The organism is Plantibacter sp. CFBP 13570 (assembly GCF_014841395.1).
Classification (GTDB): Bacteria; Actinomycetota; Actinomycetes; order Actinomycetales; family Microbacteriaceae; genus Plantibacter; species Plantibacter auratus.
This window is the reverse complement of sequence record NZ_JACYTW010000003.1, coordinates 123,164-141,253: the sequence shown is the minus strand read 5'-3', so window position 1 is coordinate 141,253 and position 18,090 is coordinate 123,164. Positions and strand designations below refer to the sequence as shown.

Here is an 18,090-nt window from a genome sequence, read left to right as displayed (position 1 = left end):
GGCGAGCTCGCTGGCGATGCCCGCGGCGACGGTGGTCGTGCCGGGCGATCCGGCCGCGCCCCACACCGCGATGACCCGTCCGGCGGCCTGGGCGACCGGACGCGGGTCGTCGCCGCCGAGGTCGAGCGGCGCGATGCTCCGATCCAGCTCCTCGGGATCGACCGGCAGGAGGACGATGTCGACCAGACCGAGCCCAACTGCCTGGCGTCGTTCGGACTCGCCGGACGCGAGCGCCACGACCCTCGTGCCCACGCGGTCCGCGAGGTCGACGAGTTCGGCGCGCAGGCGGTCGGCCCCGGGTGACACGAGCAGCACGTCGACTGGCGTACCGGTGCCGATGCGCTCCTCGAGTTCGGCGCCGTCGTGACAGCGCCAGGCGACGCGGTGTCCGAGGTCGAGCATCGTCGCGAGGATCTCGCCCTCGACCCGCGGATCGAGGGCGAGTCCGACGCGCAGCATCAGCGTTCGCCGGGCTCGGTGGGGACCACGGACAGCAGGTGCGCTGCTGCCGTCGCCGCGAGCACCGTCGCGACGGCCGAGCGCGGGACGGCGAGCTCGAGGGCGACCGAGCCACGGCCGGACAGGAGCCCTTCGTCCTCGCCGACCCGGACGACCGTCGCGGCCGAGACCAGCACGTCCGGCACACCGTAGCCGTCGCCGTCCGGCGTGGCCGACCAGAGGTCGACGACGGTCCCCGGCACGATGTCGGCGCCGAGCCGCCCGGCGGGCTCGACGACGAGCGTGGTCACGCCGACGGAGCTCGCCTCGCCGAGCGCGTCGAGCGGCACGAGCTCCCCCGCTGCGATCGTCCGGGTGACGACGATCCCGGGCGGCGGCCCTTGGCCGGCTGTGAGGTACCCGCCTTCGACCGATCCCAGACGCGCGTCGATCACCTGCAGTGAGGAGCGGTCGAGACGGGTTCCAGGCGTCAGCGTCTCAGACGCCGCATACACCGGAGTCGTCCGGCTCGAGGTCGTGACGAGCCACCACACGCCCAGGATCGACGCGACCACCAGCATGAGTCCCACGAGGAAGCGTGGGTCCACCCAGATGCGCGACCGGGACACCTGCCGTCCGCCGACACCATGGCGCAGTCCCGCGAGACGGTCGCTCATCCGCTCGCCGCCGTCGATCCGCCCTCCTCCCGATTCGGCTCCGTGTCCCCGCTCGCTTCCCCGCACCGTCTCCTCCTTCATCGGCGCCCCGTGCGCCGCCTCCGGTCCCATGCTGCCCGGGCTCCGAACATCGCGCCGAAGTTATCCACAGCCCGGCGGACGCCGCCCGCGCGAGAGGATAATCGAGGAATGGAATCGCAGCGCGATGCGGCCCCGCTCGGTCGCTTCCTCACCGTCGCCGACACGGCCGAGGTCTTGAACGTCTCGGCCCAGCACGTGGCCGAGCTCATCTCGAGCGGCGAGCTGCCCGCCATCCGGATCGGACGCAGCGGACCGTGGCGCATCGAGATCCCGGCACTCGAAGCCTTCATCAGCGGACAGTACGAGGAAGCACGTCGTGCAGGTCTCTGGCACCAGGCTCAGCTCACCGAACTCGCCGAGTTCTCCGGCGCACCGATGCTCCGGCCCGTGCCACCACTCGGTTGAGCCCCGACCCCGGCAGGCGCCCGACGCGACGCCTCAGACGGCACGCTCGACGACGACGACCTCCGCGAGCACGATGATGCGGATCTGCTCGACGCTCCGGCTGCGGCGCGGCGACCCCGGCTCGTGGACGGCCAGATCCAGATGGTCGCGGCCCACCCGGTCGATCGTGCCCGTCCAGCTCCCCGTCCGGGTCCGCACGACCACTGCAGCACGGCGCCGGCACAGATCACGGAGCAGGAACGAGACGGTCAGGCGGTCGAGCAGTCGCGGTTCGCGGACCACGACGTCGTCGAGACTCCAATCGACCTGGGTCTGCGTCATGGCGACCGCCGCGATCGCATCGAGCGGCACGACGACCTCCCGGCCGCCCGGGGTGCCGGAATCGGCCTGCAGCCAGTCCTTCCCGATGCTCCGGACCCGCAGCCGCCAGGTCGTCCCGTCGACGAGTTCCACGACGAGCGGTCCTGGTGCGCCGGCATCGCCGCAGAGGGCGGCCAGCCGCTCACGGAGGGTGAGGCGCGCACGCCGAAGCCGCTCGGCCTCGACGCGGACGGCGTCGTCGTCGACGGCGAGCTCGTCGTCGAGCTGACCGGCGAGATCGTCGAACAGGCTGTCCCAACGCATACGCCGACGGTAGTGCGCCGAGGTCGGTCGCGTCCTGCGTTCTCCACAGACCCCTGGTACCGGACACCGGGAAACTGACATGATGAGTGTGACATGTCAGATTCTGGTCGCCCGACTCGTGGCGGCCGCCCACCCCTCGGAGGCCCCATGAGCACCGCTGCCCGGCACGACGACGACGAGCCCGAAGCACACACGGCTCGCCTCCGGCCGGCGCCTCCGCTACCCGAGCGACGCACGCGGGAGGTACGGGCGGCCGCCCGCCCCGGTGCGGACGACTATTTCGCGCCCCAACCGGCGCCCCGAGCCGAGCTCCCCGATCCGCGACCACTGCTCGAGAACCTGACTCGGAGCGTGATCGAGGTGATCGCCGGAGCCCGCGACCTCACGCAGCTCGCGCGCTGGATCACCGCTGACGTGCACACCGTCCTGCTGAAGCGCGTGATCCTCGCCGAACGGGCACGACGCGTCCGCGGCGTCCCGGGCACCGTCCCGGTCGTCTCGATCGGCACCGTGACCGTCTCAGAGCCACGCGACGGCGTCGTCGAGTCCGTGGTCATCGTCCACGGACGAGCACGGTCCCGTGCCGTGGCCATCCGACTGGAAGGTTTGGACGGCCGCTGGCGGGCGACCTCGGTGAGCGTGCTCTGACCGCCGCTGCAACCTCCGCAGCACCCGGCAGACGGGAGCCCTCCGGACCGATGTCGCCATGGTCCGGAGGGCTCCCGTTCGTGCCGGCGTGGGCCTACTTCTTCTTGCCCTGCTTGCGACGGTCCGAACGGTTGCTCGGAGCAGCCGCGGGCGCCTCGGACTGCTGACCGAACGCCCCACGCGACGCCTTCGCGGCCGGGGCGGCCTTCGTCGCGGGAGCCGCATCGCCGGCGGGACGGTTCGTCTGCTGGAGACGCTGTGCCCGTTCGGTGGCCGCCTTCTCGATCTGCCCGCGCTGGTTGCGGACCTCGACCCCACCCTGCTCGCTCGGAGCGGAGTAGCTGAGCTTCTCGGTGTCGGGGGTCTCCTGCGTCAGGCCCTTGGCCGTGATCGCCGGCGCGGCGGTGCCCGCATCGACCTCGCCGGCGACTTCGACCTCGAGGTTGAAGAGGAAGCCGACGCTCTCCTCGCGGATCTGCCCCATCATCTGCTGGAACATCGCGTAGCCCTCACGCTGGTACTCGACCAGCGGATCGCGCTGCGCCATGGCCCGGAGACCGATGCCGTCCTTCAGGTAGTCCATCTCGTACAGGTGGTCGCGCCAGCGGCGGTCGATCACCTGGAGGACGACGCGGCGCTCGAGCTCGCGCATGGCCGGGGCACCGAGCGACTCCTCACGGTTGGTGTACGCGAGCTTGGCGTCGGAGAGGATCTCCCGGCGCATGAAGTCGCGGTTGATCCGCCCCTTCGTCCCGGCCTCCTGGACGACCTCGTCGATCGTCAGGCCGACGGGGTAGAGCGTTTTCAGTTCGGCCCAGAGTGCGTCGAAGTCCCAGTCGTCGCCGTTGCCCTCGCCGGTGTGCTCGTCGAGGACGTCGTCGACGACGCTCTCCAGGAACTGCTGTGCGCGATCGTGGAGGTCGTCGCCCTCGAGGATGTGGCGGCGGTCGGAGTAGATCGCCTCGCGCTGCCGGTTGAGGACGTCGTCGTACTTGAGCACGTTCTTGCGGATCTCGGCGTTCCGCGCCTCGACCTGCGACTGCGCACTGCGGATCGCGCGGCTGACGATCTTCGACTCGATCGCGAGGTCGTCCGGCACGTTCTGGCGCCCCATGAGGCTCTCCGCGGCTCCCGCGTTGAAGAGGCGCATGAGGTCGTCGGTGAGGGACAGGTAGAACCGGCTCTCACCAGGGTCGCCCTGACGACCGGAGCGACCGCGCAGCTGGTTGTCGATGCGGCGCGACTCGTGGCGCTCGGTGCCGAGGACGTAGAGCCCGCCGGCGTCGATGACCTTGTCGGCCTCCTCCTTGACCGCGGCCTTCACCTCGGTGAAGACGTCGTCCCACGCGGCCTCGTACTCCTCGGGGGTCTCGATCGGGCTGAGGCCCTTGGCGTTCATCTCCGCGACGGCGAGGAACTCGGCGTTGCCGCCGAGCATGATGTCGGTTCCACGACCGGCCATGTTGGTGGCGACGGTGACCGAGCCGAGTCGCCCGGCCTGGGCGATGATCGCGGCCTCACGCGCGTGGTTCTTCGCGTTGAGGACCTCGTGCTTGACGCCCTTCTTCGCGAGGAGCCTCGACAGGTACTCGCTCTTCTCGACGCTCGTCGTTCCCACGAGGACCGGCTGGCCCTGCTCGTGGCGCTCGACGATGTCCTCGACGACCTGTGCGAACTTCGCCTCCTCGTTCTTGTACACGAGGTCCGACTGGTCGATGCGCTGCATCGGGCGGTTGGTCGGGATCGGGACGACGCCGAGCTTGTACGTCGACATGAACTCCGCCGCCTCGGTCTCGGCCGTACCGGTCATGCCGGACAGCTTCTCGTAGAGACGGAAGTAGTTCTGGAGCGTCACGGTCGCGAGGGTCTGGTTCTCGGCCTGGACGGCGACGCCCTCCTTGGCCTCGATCGCCTGGTGGATGCCCTCGTTGTAGCGACGTCCGACCAGGATGCGGCCGGTGTGCTCGTCGACGATGAGCACCTCGCCGTTCATCACGACGTAGTCCTTGTCCTTCTTGAAGAGCGCGCGGGCCTTGATCGCGTTGTTCAGGAAGGAGATGAGCGGGGTGTTGGCGGACTCGTAGAGGTTGTCGATGCCGAGGTAGTCCTCGACCTTCTCGATGCCGGGCTCGAGCACGCCGACGGTGCGCTTCTTCTCGTCGACCTCGAAGTCCTCACCGGGCTCGAGTCGCACCGCGAGCCGGGCGAACTCCTGGAACCAGCGGTTCGCCTCGCCGGAGGCCTTCCCGGAGATGATGAGCGGGGTCCGGGCCTCGTCGATGAGGATGGAGTCGACCTCGTCGACGACGGCGAAGAAGTGACCGCGCTGGACCATGTCCTTGGCCTGCCACGCCATGTTGTCGCGGAGGTAGTCGAAGCCGAACTGGTTGTTCGTGCCGTAGGTGATGTCGGCCGCATACTGCTCGCGGCGCTGCTCCGGCGTCTGCCCCTCGACGATCACGCCGGTCGTCATGCCGAGCGCGCGGAAGACGCGCCCCATGATCTCCGACTGGTAGGACGCGAGGTAGTCGTTCACCGTGACGATGTGCACGCCCTTGCCGGCGATGGCGTTGAGGTAGGCCGGGAGGGTCGCGACGAGCGTCTTGCCCTCACCCGTCTTCATCTCGGCGATGTTGCCGAGGTGGAGCGCGGCGCCACCCATGATCTGGACGTCGAAGTGGCGCATACCGATCGTGCGGCGCGCAGCTTCGCGCACCGCGGCGAAGGCCTCGGGGAGGAGGTCGTCGAGGGTCTCGCCGTTCTCGAAGCGCTCGCGCAGCTCGACGGTCTCGCTCTTCAGCTCCTCGTCGCTCAACTCCGTGAAGTCGTCCTCGAGGGCATTGACCGCCTTCGTGAGGCTGGTCAGCTTCCGGAGGATGCGACCTTCGCCGACGCGAAGGATCTTCTCAAGTGGTGAGGCCACGAATTGCTCTCCATTACGTGTTCCTGATCTCCACCCTGGTCGACTGACCGGGACGGACGGGGTGCACCAGAACGGGGCAGTCCTCTGAACATGTTAGCGGGGAGTCCCTTGAGTGGACGCTGTGTATCGAGGGGCGGACGGATGTCGACGGAGTGCCGCCGCAGCACGGGACGGACGGCTCACTAGGCTGGCGACACCCTACGGCGTAGGTATTTCATGGAGGTTCGATGTCGGTCAAGCACGGTCTGCTCGCGATCCTCGCGCTCGGCGACGACTACGGGTACCGTCTGCGCGGTGAGTTCGACCGACGGACGACGCCCGACACGCCGCTCAACGTCGGCCAGGCCTATGCCACCCTCGATCGTCTCGAGCGGGACGGGCTCGTGGAGCGCGCCGCCGTGGATGCACAGGGACATGTCTTCTATCGCATCACCGCCGGCGGGCGCGACGTCCTCGAACGCTGGTGGGCGACACCCGTCACGGCGAGCGCTTCGCGAGACGAACTCCCGGACAAGGTCGCCCTCGCGGCGTCGCTCGACGGCGTCGACGTGTTCGGGGTCATCGCCGTCCAACGTGCCTGGGCGCTCGATCTCGTTCGGCAGCTCGACAAGAAGCTGTCGGCGCTCCCCCGGACGCCGCAGGGTGACATCGCGTGGATCGGGCTCGAAGCCAGACGACGACGCTCCTTGGCCGAGCTCGACTGGCTCGAGGTGACCTCGGCACGCCTGCGCGTGCACGACGCCGTCTTCGAGGTCGGCACCGACATGCCACGACGCGGCCGCCCGGTGAACCGGGCGACCGCGTCGGTCGGGGTGCAGGACGCTAGTTCGAGCCGTCCTCGAGGCTGATCACGCCGTAGTCCCAGCCCTTCCGGCGGTACACGACGCTCGCCCGCTCCGACGAGGCGTCGATGAACAGGAAGAAGTCGTGGCCGACGAGTTCCATGCGGTCGACGGCGTCCTCGACGCTCATCCACTCCGCGGGGAACTCCTTCGTGCGGATGACGACGGGCGAGTACGCCTCCTGCTCCTCGTCCTCGTGGGTCAGCGTCGCGACGCTCCCGGTCGCGACCTGCTCGAGCAGCTCCGGCGCGGCAGGAGTGATGTCGACGCCGCTGAACCCCTCGCTGCTGGCGGCGTGCAGGGAGGTGCGGTGCTTGCCACGGTGCTCCTTCTTGCGGTCCTTCGACCGGCGGACGCGCTCGAGCATCCGCGCGATCGCGAGATCGAAGGCCACGTACTTGTCGGAGCCGGTCGACTCCGCACGAACCAACGGTCCGGGGCCGACGAGCGTCATCTCGACGCGGTCCTCGCCCTTGCGTCCGTTGGCGTCGTGATGGCGGGACACCTTGATGTCGAGCGATTGCGCCTGCTCGACCAGATGGGCGACCTTCTCCGCCTTCTCGGTCGCGTACTCGCGGAACCGATCGGTGATGCCGAGTCCAAGTCCGACGATGTTGATATCCACGTTCGACCTCCTCATCCGGCTGACCACCCGGTCCCGGGCGGTCCTTTCACGCCGTTCTGCCACCGTAGTGCCCGAGCCTGCGGAAGTCATCAGCGGTGTTCAGGGAACGTTCATCTTCCGGGTACGGGGCCCACCGTCCGTTCACGGTCCGACCCTGGCGAGGGCCACGACACCGACCACGAGACCACCGCCGTCGTGCATCGCCCGGACGGCTTCCCCCACGGTGGCTCCCGTCGTGACGACGTCCTCCACGAGGAGGAAGCGGCGCCCGTCGAGCCGCCGTGGCGCGACGAGGGCACCGGCGAGGTTCTCCAGACGCTCCGCCCGACCGAAGTCCCGCTGGTCGGCGGGCTCCCGCGCCCATCGCAGCGGGCGCGAGGGTCTGGCGCCGAGCCGGCGCGCGAGCTGCTCCACCGGATGGAAGCCCCGATCGCGGGCGGCGCGTCGTCGGGCCGGGATCGTCGCGATCTCCGGTGAAGCGCCTCCCATTTCGCGGCTCGCCTCGAGGACGGCGAGCCGGAACGCCGGTCCGAGTGCGGCTGCCAGCGGACGGACGAGGCCTGTCCGGGCGTCCTCCTTGTAGGCGAGGAGGACGGCGCCGACGAACTCGTCGTAGCGACGGGCGGCGAGACCGGGGGTGCCGTCCGCACCGCTCCACCGCACGAGGTGGGCATCGTCATCGGAGGCCGCCGGCCGGATCAGACGCCCGCGACAGTCGTCGCACAGCCCGCGGTCCGGCGCGCCGCATCCGGCGCACGTGACCGGGACGAGCAGGGCCCAGGCGTCCAGGCAGGCCTCGCGGGCATTCGCGAGGGGCGTGCTTCGGCTGGACGAGGATCGCATCATCCGATGGTCGTGCCCACGCAGTGCGTCCGGTGACGCATCGCGCAGGCCTGGGACGGCTTCACGGTCCGGACGCACTGTGGAGCGCGCTCAGTCAGTCGGGCGCACCCAGCTGGGTCGCGATGAATCGGACGTCACCACCCGCCTCCTGCCAGCTCGACCCGCGGGGCAGCAGCAGCCGGCCGTCGCTCGTGAGGGCCCGCAGCTGCGTCGGTCCGTTGCCCCCGACCAGGTTCGTCACGTCCGCCAGTTTCGGCACGGGTGCGGAGCGGCCGCCGATCTGCTGCGTGACGATGGTCGTCCCGTCACCGCCGCCCAGCAGGACGGCGACGGTGATGTCGTCGACCCAGGTGACGGTCGTCGCCGCCGTGGACATCACGCGGAGCTCGACGGGATCGCCGAGTCGCAACGGCGCGTTCCGATCGCCGCGGATGATGGCGGCGGCCACGAGCCGCGACTGCGTCCCGTCCCGGAGCAGCGCGACGAGGCGTGTACCCTCCCGGGAGACCTGGATCGAATCGATCGTGGAGGCCCCGGTCCAACTCGTCGCGACCTGCACGGTGCCACCCGCGGCGTCGTGCGCGAGCAGTGCGGACGGCGCCGCCGCCGGCACGGTCCAGGTGAAGCCGAACGGGTCCATCGTCGGTGGAAGGAGCCCCTGGCGGTTGTCGACGAGTCGGACGTCGCCGTCCGCCTGGATCACCGTGACACCGGCGGTGGAACGGACCGCGGCCTGGTCATGGTCGGCCGACAACACGGCCGCGTCGGCCCCGGCCGCCACGACCGCCGCCGAGATCCCCGGCACGGCCTCGATGCGGTTCCCCGAGGCGAAGCCGAACTCGTCCCCGCGCTGGACGAGCGCCCGGGGGTCGACCCGCGGTGCGGCGAGTGAGAGCGGCGAGACCGTCTGCGTGGAGTTGCCCACGACGGTGATCGCGACGTTCGAGACGGCGGCGACCCCGCCGACGCTGCCCGACAGCTGCACCAGGCTGCTGCTCAGCTGGAGCTGCATCCGCTGGAGGGTGACCGCGTCCGCTTGCAGGGCCGGTTTGGTCAGGTCCACGCGCGCGGTCCCTGCTTCGACCGGAACGGCGTCGCTCGTGAGCGAGGTCCCCTCCGGGAACGCCGTCGCCACCGCGCCCTTCAACCATTCCGCCGGTCCGTCGAGCAGTGCCCCCACGATCCTCGTCGCGGTCGACGCCCGCGAGGGGAACCAGCGCTGGTCGGGGACGAGTCGGGTGAAACTCGGGTCGAAGTAGCTGAGGGAGTAGGCCGCGAAGACGTCGGCGAACGTCGAGGACTCGAGGACGATGCCCGGCGGAGCGGCCGCGATCCGCCACTCCCCCCGCACCTGCTCGAAGGAGTAGGTCCAGCTCAGCGGCGACGAGTTCCCCGATTCGCGGTACTCCCCGCGGTCGTCGACCGCCGCGACGGGACTGACGGTGAGTTGCACCGTGTCGGCGACCGGGGCGAACGTGCGGCCGCCCTGGTCGATGGTCACCCCGGCATCGGGATCCCACTCGGACCGGAGCGCCGGTGCGAGGAACTCCCGCGCGATCTCGTAGTTGTTCTGCGGGCTCGCGGCGGCGTCGATGAAGCCCCGGAGGATCTGCTCCGGCGTCGCCCCCTCGGCGGGACCTGGCGCGATGAAGTTGACGTCGACGTCGCCGCCGTCCCCCTCGACCGCGCCGCCGTCCTGCACCGAACCGCCCCGCGGGATGCCGACACAGGCGCACAGCACCGCCACGAGGAGCATCGGGAGTGCCGCTGCAGCGATCCGACGTGCTGCGGACCGTCGTCTCGGCGATCGTGCGGTGACGTCAACCACGAGCACCCTCCTTGTCGTCGTCGGCCGATCGCACGGTCGGGAGTGAGCGGGTCGTCGGCGCGGTGAGCTCGTCCACGATGGTCTCGATCGCATCGTCGGGCGGCAGGCTGATGGGCGAGCGGACGATGTCCGTCCCGGGTTCGCGCGGGATGGTGAGCCGGAAGGACGAGCCGGCGGCTGGCTCAGACCAGACCTCCAGCCACCCCTCGTGCAGGACCGCGTCCTCGAGGGAGATCGCGAGTCCGAGCCCGGTGCCGCCGATGGTGCGCTTGCGCGACGGGTCCGCGCGCCAGAAGCGGTCGAACACGCGCTCGGTGGCCTCACGCGTCATGCCCTGGCCGTAGTCGCGCACCGCGATCGCGACCGAGGACTCGTTGCTGTCCACCGACACCACGATCGGTTTGCCCTCCCCGTGCTCGATGGCGTTGCCGACGAGGTTGCGCACGATCCGCCGGATGCGCCGCGGGTCCATCGGGACCGCCGAGTAGCCACCCGGTGCGACGATCCGGAGGTCCGAACCGGTCGGCTCCGCGAGCGGTCGGAGCTCCTCCACGACCTCTTCCGCGAGATGGACGAGACTCGTCGGTTCCAGTTCGAGTTCGATGCTGCCGGCGTCGTACCGGCTGATCTCCAGGAGGTCGGCCAGCAGGATCTCGAACCGCCCGACCTGGTCGTGCAGGAGCTCGGCCGTCCGCTCGGTGGCCGGCGGGAAGGAGTCACGCTGGTCGTAGAGCACGTCGCCGGCCAGGCGGATGGTCGTCAAGGGTGTGCGCAACTCGTGCGAGACGTCCGAGACGAAGCGCTGCTGCACGAGCGAGAGCTCCGCGAGTTCCTTGATCTGCTTCTGCATGCTGGCGGCCATCCCGTTGAAGGAGCGGGCCAGGATGGCGAGCTCGTCCTCGCCCTTCTCGGGCATCCGCACGTCCAGGTCGCCGCCGGCGAGACGTTGACTCGTCTCGGCGGCGAACCGGATCGGAGTCGCGACGAAGCGGACGATGAACCACGCGGCACCACCGACGAGGATCATGAGGCCGACGCCCGCGACGAACAGGGTCCGCTGCACGAAGCCGAGCGTCTGCTCCGACTCGCTCAGGTCGTAGCCGAGGTAGATCTCGTACGACCCCGCGGTCGGCATCGAGACCATGGAACCGACGACGATGCCGGCGGTGGTCGAGCCGTCGGCGGCGGTCAGGGTCACCGACTGCCACTGGAGGGAGTCCGGGTCGGCCCGCACCGCCTCACTGAGCGCGTCCGAGATGACACCCCCTCCCAGCCCCGGCGATTCGAAGCCCGGAGGCGTGACCTGGCTGGGGTCCTGTCCGGGAGCCCGGTAGGCGGCGATGAGGCTACTGCCGGAGGTCGTCTGGAGATCGGTCCGCACGGTCCCCATGAGCTGTTGCAGGGCGACCCGCTCGCTGGCGTCGGACGCGTCGAGGATGCTCTGCGCGGACGCGATGGCGCGACCGGAGCCGCCGAGCGCCTGCTGCAGCCGGGATTGGAAGAGGTCGTTGCCGATGCTGAACGAGAGGTAGGCGCCGGTCAGGAGGATGGCGAGTCCCGAGAGGCCGACCGTGATGGCGACCGTCCGGAACTGCAGCGAGCGCCGCCACTGCGAGCGCACCTGCTGCGGCCACCTCCGCCACAGCCGCCAGTCGGCCGCCCAGCCGGCGAGTCGGGAGGCCATGTCGGATCAGCCGGTGACCGCGCCGGCGCGGTATCCGACGCCACGCACCGTCATGACGATCTTCGGGTTGTCGGGGTCTTCCTCGACCTTGGCGCGGAGCCGCTGCACGTGGACGTTCACGAGTCGGGTGTCGGCCTTGTAGTGATATCCCCAGACCTGTTCGAGCAGCATCTCGCGGGTGAAGACCTGCTGGGGTTTGCTGGCCAGTGCGAGGAGGAGGTCGAACTCCAGCGGAGTGAGCCCGATGACGCCGTCGGCGCGACGGACCTCGTGGCCCGCGACGTCAACGGTGAGGTCGCCGATGCGGAGGGTCTCCGCGAGGTCGGCGGCCGGCGCGCGCAGCCGCGTGCGGATCCGGGCGACGAGCTCCTTCGGGTTGAACGGCTTCACCATGTAGTCGTCGGCGCCGGACTCGAGCCCCTTCACCACGTCCGCGGTGTCGGACTTCGCGGTCAGCATGATGACCGGGACGCCGGACTCCTGACGGATCAGGCGGCACACCTCGATCCCGTCGATCCCCGGGAGCATGAGGTCGAGGAGGACGAGGTCGGGCTTGGTGTCGCGGAACGCCTGGAGCGCGCCGCCGCCGTCCGCACAGAACGACGGCTCGAAGCCCTCGGTGCGCAGCACGATGCCGATCATCTCGGCGAGTGCGGTGTCGTCGTCGACGACGAGAATGCGTGCGTTCATAGCTCCGTCTCGGGTGTGACCGGCCGGCCGCGCTGCCTGACCGGTGTCCTTACGTCTCGCCTCAGCGTAGTCGAAGTGTCCAGGAGAACCGCCGAACCGCCGGTCGCGGGCAGGCTCGGTGTGACAACATGGAGGGGTTCGAGACGGCGAGGGGGTGTTGCTGATGGACACGGAACAGCGAGCCGGGGGCGAGATGGGCGACCAGGATCCGAACCCGTGGGCGACGCCGCAGGGGCCACAGCAGCCGGTGGCGCCGGAGCAGGCGACACCGCAGCAGGGGTATCCACAGCAGCCCGGGTATCCGCCGCAGCAGGGATACCCGCAGCAGCCCGGGTACCCGCCGCAGGCGACGTACCCACAGCCGGGATACGGCCAGCAGCCGTATCCGCAGCAGGTCCCGCCCCAGTACACCCAGCCGTACCCCCAGGCTCAGCAGCCCGGGTACGGGACCCCTCCCTCGCCTCCCACTGCCGCCTACGACGCGAATCCGTATGCGACCGGCGCGCCCTGGGCCCCAGGTCCCCAGCAGGGCTGGGCACCACCGCCGAAGCCGGGGCTCATCCCGCTCCGGCCACTGTCCTTCAGCGACCTGTTCGGCGCGCCCTTCCTCGTGCTGCGACGCAACCCGAAGGCGACGTTCGGGAGCGCCCTCCTGCTGCAGGGTCTCACCGCCGTCCTCTCCCTCGTGATCGTCGGCGTCGTCACCTGGCTCTCGTTGAGCCGGCTGTCGCAGGCGGCCCCTGGCGAGGAGGACGCCATCAGCGCCGGGGCGATCACGGCCATCATCCTGTCCTTCCTCATCCCGGTGGCGGTCTCGATCGCCGGCAGCGCGATCCTGCAGGGCATCATCGCGCAAGAGGTCGCTCGCGGCACCCTCGGCGAGAAATTGCCGCTCGGCGTGCTCTGGCGGCGCACGAAGGCGCGCTTCCTGCCGCTCATCGGCTACACCTTCCTCCTGATCGGTGTCGTGACGGTGTTCGTCGCCGTCGCGGTGGGCCTCGGATTCGTGCTGACCGGTCTCGGCGGGACCGCGGGCGTGGTTCTGACGGTGGTCATGGGCATCGGAGCGCTGCTCGTCCTGATCGCCGCTTCCGTGTGGCTCGGGACGAAGTTCTCCCTCACACCGAGCATCATCGTCCTCGAGAACGGCAAGGTCTTCCCCTCGCTCGCTCGCTCCTGGCGCCTGACCGACGGCTATTTCTGGCGGACCTTCGGCGTCCAGTTCCTCGTCTCCTCGGTCGTCAGTGTCGCGTCGCAGGTCGTCGCGACCCCGATCAGCCTGCTCGCGAGTCTCGTCCCCGTGCTGTTCGTCGGGGTGGGCTCGGAGGCGACCATGATCGTCGCCACCATCGCCGCGCAGGGCCTGTCATTGCTCGTCTCCGTCATCATCGGCGCGATCACGGTCGTCGTCATCAGTGCCACGTCGGCGGTCATCTATGTGGACCTGCGGATGCGCAAGGAGGGGCTCGACCTCGACCTCGCGCGGTTCGTCGAGGCGCGTGCGGGTGGTCGCGAGACGGTCGACAACCCCTTCGACGCCGCCGCCGCCGGAGGCAAAGCGACCCGATGAGCCCGCTGTTCCTCGCGTCGCGCCTCGACGTCCCGCTCGTCCCGGATGCACCGGGCGCCCGGGACCTCCTGCAGCGTGAGCTGTCGAAGCCCGAGTACCAGACAGCGCAACCGTCGTTGTGGGACATCGTGTCGAAGGCGTTCTGGGACTGGGTGAACTCCCTCCGGGTGCCGGGTGAGGGCCCCTTCACCGGCCTGTTCCCGATCATCGCGATGACCGTGGTCGTCGTCGGGATCGTCATCGCGTTCATCGTGTGGGGCGTCCCCCGCCTCAACCGGCGGAGCGCCCGCCAGCTCGACCTCTTCGGCGAACGCGACGATCGGACCGCCGAGCGGTTGCGCCAGGACGCGAGGACCGCCGCCGCGGCCGGCGACTGGACCCTCGCGCTCCAGGAGCTGTATCGGGCGATCGCTCGCGGACTGTCCGAGCGGACGATCGTCGTGGTCACCCCTGGCACGACGGCGCACGGTTTCGCCGCCCGGGCGGCGGCCGCGTTCCCGCAGGACGGGCGCGCGCTCGCGGAGGCCGCGGACGTCTTCGACGCCGTCCGCTACCTCGAGGCGACGGGTACCGAGGCACAGTACCGGGAGCTCGAAGCGCTCGACGCGCGGCTCTCCGTCGCCGCGCCGCAACTCCTCGCCGACCCCGAGGAGCTGGTCCGGTGACGCTCACGACGAAGCCCACGGGGCATGGGCAGCCCGAGCCCGACGTCGCCACACCACGGCTGCGGACCCGGCTGCGACGGAACCGGTTCTGGATCATCGCGGCGGTCTTCGCGGTCGGGATCGCCCTCGTGCTCATGTTCGCCACGCGAGGCGCATCGATCGACGCGGCGCTGCTCAGCCCCGGAAACCAGACCCCGAACGGCGGACGCGCGCTCGCGCAGGTGCTCCGTCAGGAGGGCGTCACCGTGACGGAGACCACCACGCTCGACGCGACGCTCGAGGCGGTCGAGGACACCGACAGCACCGTCCTCCTGTTCGATCCCAGCGGGCTGCTCGACGCCTCGCAGCTCGAGCGGTTGGGCGACACCGACGCCGGACTCGTCGTCGTCACCCCCCGGGCCGCGGCGCTCCGCACCCTGTTCCCCGGCGTCTCGTTCGCGGGCAGCTCGGACGCCACCGACGTCCTGTCGTCCGACTGCGGCGACCCCACCGCCGAGCGGGCGGGGACGGTCACCGGTGGCTGGACGCTGTACACGACCACCGACGCCGACGCCGAGGGCTGCTTCACGGCCGACAGCGGCGGGAGCGCGGTCGTGACACAGGCGGACGGCGCACGGGTGCTGCTCGGCTCGGCCGACGCACTGACGAACGACGTCGTCGACCGTGCGGGGAACGCCGCCCTCGCACTCGGCCTGCTCGGCTCGACCGAGCAGTTGGTCTGGTACCTGCCGAGCCTCGCCGACGTGCCCGTCACCGGCCCCCCGAGCCTCGACGCGCTGACGCCGAGCTGGGTCGCCGGAGTCACCGGCACCGTCATCATCACGGCGATCCTGGCCATGTTCTGGCGCGGGCGCCGCTTCGGCCCGCTCGTCATCGAGGACCTGCCCGTCGCGGTCCGCGCGAGCGAGACGATGGAGGGGCGCGCACGCCTCTACCAGCGGTCCGGCAACCGTCAGCGGGCGCTGGACGCGCTGCGGATCGGCACCGTGTCCCGCCTCGCGGTCGCCGCAGGCCTCTCGCGCCACGCCTCCGTCGTCGAGGTCGCGGACACGGTGGCCGGACTCACCGGACTCGACCCTCGACACGTGCGCTCCGTCCTCCTCGACGCCGTACCGACGAGCGACGCCGACCTCGTCTCCCTGTCCGATCACCTGCTCGATCTCGAAGCCGCCGTCGCGCGCGCCACGGACCTCACCGGAAGGAACCATCCATGACCGACGCCCCCGTGCCAGGATCCACCGCACCGAACCCCGACGACCTCCGGCGAGCACTCGCCCAGGTCCGCATCGAGGTCGGCAAGGCCGTGGTGGGTCAGGACGCCGCCGTCACCGGGCTCGTCATCGCGCTCCTCGCCAAGGGCCACGCGCTCCTCGAGGGTGTGCCCGGCGTCGCGAAGACGCTGCTCGTCCGATCGCTCAGCCATGCGCTCAGTCTGGACACGAAGCGTGTGCAGTTCACGCCCGACCTCATGCCCGGCGACGTCACGGGCTCCCTCGTCTACGACGCCAAGACCGGTGAGTTCGAGTTCCGCGAGGGTCCGGTGTTCACGAACATCCTGCTGGCCGACGAGATCAACCGAACGCCCCCGAAGACCCAGTCGGCCCTGCTGGAGGCGATGGAGGAGCGCCAGGTCAGCGTCGACGGCCGTTCGCTGCCACTTCCGGACCCGTTCATCGTGGCCGCCACGCAGAACCCGATCGAGTACGAGGGCACCTACACGCTCCCCGAGGCGCAGCTCGACCGCTTCCTGCTGAAGCTCGTCCTCGACGTGCCCGAACGCGACGTCGAGGTGGAGGTGCTCCGGCGGCACTCCGCCGGGTTCAGCCCGCGCGACCTCACGGCCGCGGGTGTCACCCCGGTCATGGGCGCGGCCGATCTGCGGGCGGCGCAGCTCGAGGTCGGACGCGTGGGTGCCAGCGCCGACGTCCTCGCCTACATCGTCGACCTCGCGCGCGCCACGCGGCGCAGCCCGTCAGTCCGGCTCGGGGTCAGCCCTCGAGGGACGACCGCCCTCCTCGCGTCGGCGAAGGCCTGGGCCTGGCTGAGCGGCTACCAGTCGATCACCCCCGACCACGTGCAGACGATGGTCCTCCCGGTGTGGCGCCACCGCATGCAGCTGCGGCCCGAGGCCGAGCTCGAGGGTGTCTCGGTCGACGCGATCCTGCGGTCGATCATGCAGCAGGTGCAGGTGCCCATCTAGATGGCCGTCACCGGGAGGTTCGTCGCGCTCGTCGCGTTCGGCATCGTGCCGATCGTGGTGCTCGGCGTGCTCACGGGCGATGCCGCTCCGGCGTTCATCGCGTGGCTCATCCTCGCCGCCGCGCTCGGAGCGCTCGACCTCGTGGTCGCCGGTTCGCCTCGCGACATCGTCCTGCAACGGCAGCTGCCGTCCCGGGTCAGGCTCGGTGACTCGGCGACGAGCACCCTCTTCCTGACCAACCGCGGAGGTCGCCGCGTCCGGGCGCTGGTGCGCGACGCCTGGCAGCCGTCCGCCGGCGCGCCCACCCAGCGCCTCCGCGTCGACCTCCCACCCGGGGAGCGGCGGAGCGTCAGCCTGGAGCTCACCCCGTTCCGTCGGGGCGAGCGACGGGTGTCCCAGGTCACGGTGCGGTCGTTCGGTCCGCTCGGTCTCCTCGCACGACAGGCGACGCTGAACAGCGCCGGGCATCTCCGGGTCCTGCCGGCGTTCAACTCCCGGAAGCACCTCCCGAGCCGGATCGCACGCCTCCGCGAACTCGACGGCGCGACGAGCGTCATGGTCCGCGGTCAGGGCACCGAGTTCGACTCCCTCCGCGAATACGTGCGAGGTGACGACGTCCGTTCGATCGACTGGCGTGCCACGGCACGACGCGGCGACGTCATGATCCGCACCTGGCGGCCCGAGCGTGACCGCCGGGTCGTCATCGTCACCGACACCGGCCGCACCTCCGCTGCTCGCATCGCCGATGAGCCGCGCATCGACACGGCGTTCGAAGCCGCGCTCCTGCTGGCCGCGCTCGCCACGAGAGCCGGGGACCGCATCGACTATCTCGCCTACGACCGTCGGGTGCGTGGTCGCGTCCAGGGCGCGACCGGTGCCGAACTCCTCTCGAGGATGGTCGACGCGATGGCGCTCGTCGACCCGGAACTCATCGAGACCGACTGGGACGCGGTCCCCGGCCAGGTCAGACAGATCACGAACCAGCGCGCTCTCGTCGTCCTGCAGACCTCGATCGACGCCCCGGGGGCCGCGCGCGGGCTCCTCGCCGTCCTCCCCCAGCTCACGCAGCGCCACACGGTGGTCGTGACGAGCGTCGTCGACCCGGCGACCCTCGAGGCCACGCGCGACCGCGGCGACCGCGAGACCGTGTACCGCGCCGCTGCGGCCGAACGCGCCCTGCTCGACATCGAACGCGTGTCGGCGGCGATCAGACAGCTCGGGGCCGACGTGGTCACCGGTTCGCCGGAGACCCTGCCCCCGGCGCTCGCCGACGCCTACATCGCGCTCAAGGCCTCCGGTCGGCTCTAGCCCGATCGGTCGGGTCCCTCCGCGTGCCGGCGGGACCCG

Annotated in this window: 16 protein-coding genes and 1 pseudogene; 8 read left to right on the top strand and 9 right to left on the bottom strand. The window is 70.5% G+C overall.

Translation table 11 applies throughout. The annotated features are described in order from the left end of the window. Both IFT89_RS02315 and IFT89_RS02310 read right to left on the bottom strand, forming a co-directional pair. Nucleotides 1-459: pseudogene (locus IFT89_RS02315) on the bottom strand (hypothetical protein); the annotation flags it as partial. Then, nucleotides 459-1,115, bottom strand: a complete 657-nt coding sequence (locus IFT89_RS02310; protein WP_202938097.1) for an SAF domain-containing protein — start codon at nucleotides 1,113-1,115, stop codon at nucleotides 459-461. The pseudogene IFT89_RS02315 and the gene IFT89_RS02310, both read right to left, overlap by 1 nt. 189 nt (nucleotides 1,116-1,304) lie before the next feature. Between IFT89_RS02310 and IFT89_RS02305 the strand changes: the two genes are divergently transcribed. After that, nucleotides 1,305-1,601 (top strand): helix-turn-helix domain-containing protein, encoded by a 297-nt coding sequence (locus IFT89_RS02305; protein WP_202938096.1) that lies wholly within the window; start codon nucleotides 1,305-1,307, stop codon nucleotides 1,599-1,601. A gap of 33 nt (nucleotides 1,602-1,634) precedes the next feature. On the opposite strand, the gene IFT89_RS02300 is transcribed toward IFT89_RS02305, so the two are convergent. After that, nucleotides 1,635-2,225: a hypothetical protein gene (locus IFT89_RS02300; RefSeq protein WP_137243341.1), complete on the bottom strand. Its 591-nt coding sequence runs from the start codon at nucleotides 2,223-2,225 to the stop codon at nucleotides 1,635-1,637. A 147-nt stretch (nucleotides 2,226-2,372) separates the two neighbouring features. On the opposite strand from IFT89_RS02300, the gene IFT89_RS02295 reads away from it, so the two are divergent. Then, a complete protein-coding gene (locus tag IFT89_RS02295; protein ID WP_193555848.1) occupies nucleotides 2,373-2,873 on the top strand; it encodes an Rv3235 family protein in 501 nt (166 codons plus the stop codon). 94 nt (nucleotides 2,874-2,967) lie between these two features. On the opposite strand, the gene secA is transcribed toward IFT89_RS02295, so the two are convergent. Beyond that, a complete protein-coding gene (gene secA / locus IFT89_RS02290) occupies nucleotides 2,968-5,796 on the bottom strand; it encodes a preprotein translocase subunit SecA (RefSeq protein ID WP_202938095.1) in 2,829 nt (942 codons plus the stop codon). A gap of 227 nt (nucleotides 5,797-6,023) precedes the next feature. On the opposite strand from secA, the gene IFT89_RS02285 reads away from it, so the two are divergent. Continuing rightward, nucleotides 6,024-6,644 carry a PadR family transcriptional regulator gene (locus IFT89_RS02285; RefSeq protein WP_202938094.1) on the top strand — a complete coding sequence of 207 codons (621 nt, stop codon included), beginning with the start codon at nucleotides 6,024-6,026 and terminating at the stop codon, nucleotides 6,642-6,644. Here IFT89_RS02285 and hpf read toward each other — a convergent pair. The 5 genes from hpf to mtrA all read right to left on the bottom strand — a co-directional run bounded on the left by hpf (nucleotide 6,619) and on the right by mtrA (nucleotide 12,308). Then, a complete protein-coding gene (gene hpf / locus IFT89_RS02280) occupies nucleotides 6,619-7,263 on the bottom strand; it encodes a ribosome hibernation-promoting factor, HPF/YfiA family (RefSeq protein ID WP_086474013.1) in 645 nt (214 codons plus the stop codon). The genes IFT89_RS02285 and hpf overlap by 26 nt on opposite strands. Before the next feature lie 141 nt (nucleotides 7,264-7,404). Continuing rightward, entirely contained in the window at nucleotides 7,405-8,106 is a 702-nt protein-coding gene (locus tag IFT89_RS02275) for a ComF family protein (RefSeq protein WP_202938093.1), read from the bottom strand. A 94-nt stretch (nucleotides 8,107-8,200) separates the two neighbouring features. Next, a complete protein-coding gene (locus IFT89_RS02270; protein ID WP_165767021.1) occupies nucleotides 8,201-9,934 on the bottom strand; it encodes an LpqB family beta-propeller domain-containing protein in 1,734 nt (577 codons plus the stop codon). Continuing rightward, entirely contained in the window at nucleotides 9,927-11,618 is a 1,692-nt protein-coding gene (mtrB, locus tag IFT89_RS02265; RefSeq protein ID WP_086474016.1) for an MtrAB system histidine kinase MtrB, read from the bottom strand. The genes IFT89_RS02270 and mtrB overlap by 8 nt, the downstream gene beginning before the upstream one ends. A 6-nt stretch (nucleotides 11,619-11,624) precedes the next feature. Further along, nucleotides 11,625-12,308: an MtrAB system response regulator MtrA gene (gene mtrA, locus IFT89_RS02260; RefSeq protein ID WP_064295232.1), complete on the bottom strand. Its 684-nt coding sequence runs from the start codon at nucleotides 12,306-12,308 to the stop codon at nucleotides 11,625-11,627. Between the two features lie 163 nt (nucleotides 12,309-12,471). Here mtrA and IFT89_RS02255 point away from each other — a divergent pair, with 163 nt between their 5' ends. Genes IFT89_RS02255 through IFT89_RS02235 form a run of 5 tightly spaced genes read left to right on the top strand, consistent with a single transcriptional unit; the run spans nucleotide 12,472 to nucleotide 18,051 of the window. Then, on the top strand, nucleotides 12,472-13,878 hold the full coding sequence (locus IFT89_RS02255) for a hypothetical protein (protein ID WP_202938092.1): 1,407 nt from the start codon (nucleotides 12,472-12,474) through the stop codon (nucleotides 13,876-13,878). Beyond that, a complete protein-coding gene (locus tag IFT89_RS02250) occupies nucleotides 13,875-14,543 on the top strand; it encodes a DUF4129 domain-containing protein (RefSeq protein ID WP_079002809.1) in 669 nt (222 codons plus the stop codon). The genes IFT89_RS02255 and IFT89_RS02250 overlap by 4 nt, the downstream gene beginning before the upstream one ends. Then, nucleotides 14,540-15,757, top strand: a complete 1,218-nt coding sequence (locus IFT89_RS02245) for a DUF4350 domain-containing protein (RefSeq protein WP_202938091.1) — start codon at nucleotides 14,540-14,542, stop codon at nucleotides 15,755-15,757. Before IFT89_RS02250 ends, IFT89_RS02245 begins: the two co-directional genes overlap by 4 nt. Next, entirely contained in the window at nucleotides 15,754-16,743 is a 990-nt protein-coding gene (locus IFT89_RS02240) for an AAA family ATPase (RefSeq protein WP_192018527.1), read from the top strand. Before IFT89_RS02245 ends, IFT89_RS02240 begins: the two co-directional genes overlap by 4 nt. Beyond that, on the top strand, nucleotides 16,744-18,051 hold the full coding sequence (locus IFT89_RS02235; RefSeq protein ID WP_137243352.1) for a DUF58 domain-containing protein: 1,308 nt from the start codon (nucleotides 16,744-16,746) through the stop codon (nucleotides 18,049-18,051). Nucleotides 18,052-18,090: the final 39 nt, after the last annotated feature.

Coding starts and splice junctions, on each gene's coding strand:
- IFT89_RS02255 (WP_202938092.1), top strand. CDS start 12,472: ATGGACACGGAACAGCGAGCCGGGGGCGAGATGGGCGACCAGGATCCG.
- IFT89_RS02300 (WP_137243341.1), bottom strand. CDS start 2,225: ATGCGTTGGGACAGCCTGTTCGACGATCTCGCCGGTCAGCTCGACGAC.
- IFT89_RS02285 (WP_202938094.1), top strand. CDS start 6,024: ATGTCGGTCAAGCACGGTCTGCTCGCGATCCTCGCGCTCGGCGACGAC.
- mtrA (WP_064295232.1), bottom strand. CDS start 12,308: ATGAACGCACGCATTCTCGTCGTCGACGACGACACCGCACTCGCCGAG.
- IFT89_RS02305 (WP_202938096.1), top strand. CDS start 1,305: ATGGAATCGCAGCGCGATGCGGCCCCGCTCGGTCGCTTCCTCACCGTC.
- IFT89_RS02275 (WP_202938093.1), bottom strand. CDS start 8,106: ATGCGATCCTCGTCCAGCCGAAGCACGCCCCTCGCGAATGCCCGCGAG.
- IFT89_RS02240 (WP_192018527.1), top strand. CDS start 15,754: ATGACCGACGCCCCCGTGCCAGGATCCACCGCACCGAACCCCGACGAC.
- IFT89_RS02295 (WP_193555848.1), top strand. CDS start 2,373: ATGAGCACCGCTGCCCGGCACGACGACGACGAGCCCGAAGCACACACG.
- mtrB (WP_086474016.1), bottom strand. CDS start 11,618: ATGGCCTCCCGACTCGCCGGCTGGGCGGCCGACTGGCGGCTGTGGCGG.
- IFT89_RS02235 (WP_137243352.1), top strand. CDS start 16,744: ATGGCCGTCACCGGGAGGTTCGTCGCGCTCGTCGCGTTCGGCATCGTG.
- IFT89_RS02250 (WP_079002809.1), top strand. CDS start 13,875: ATGAGCCCGCTGTTCCTCGCGTCGCGCCTCGACGTCCCGCTCGTCCCG.
- IFT89_RS02310 (WP_202938097.1), bottom strand. CDS start 1,115: ATGAGCGACCGTCTCGCGGGACTGCGCCATGGTGTCGGCGGACGGCAG.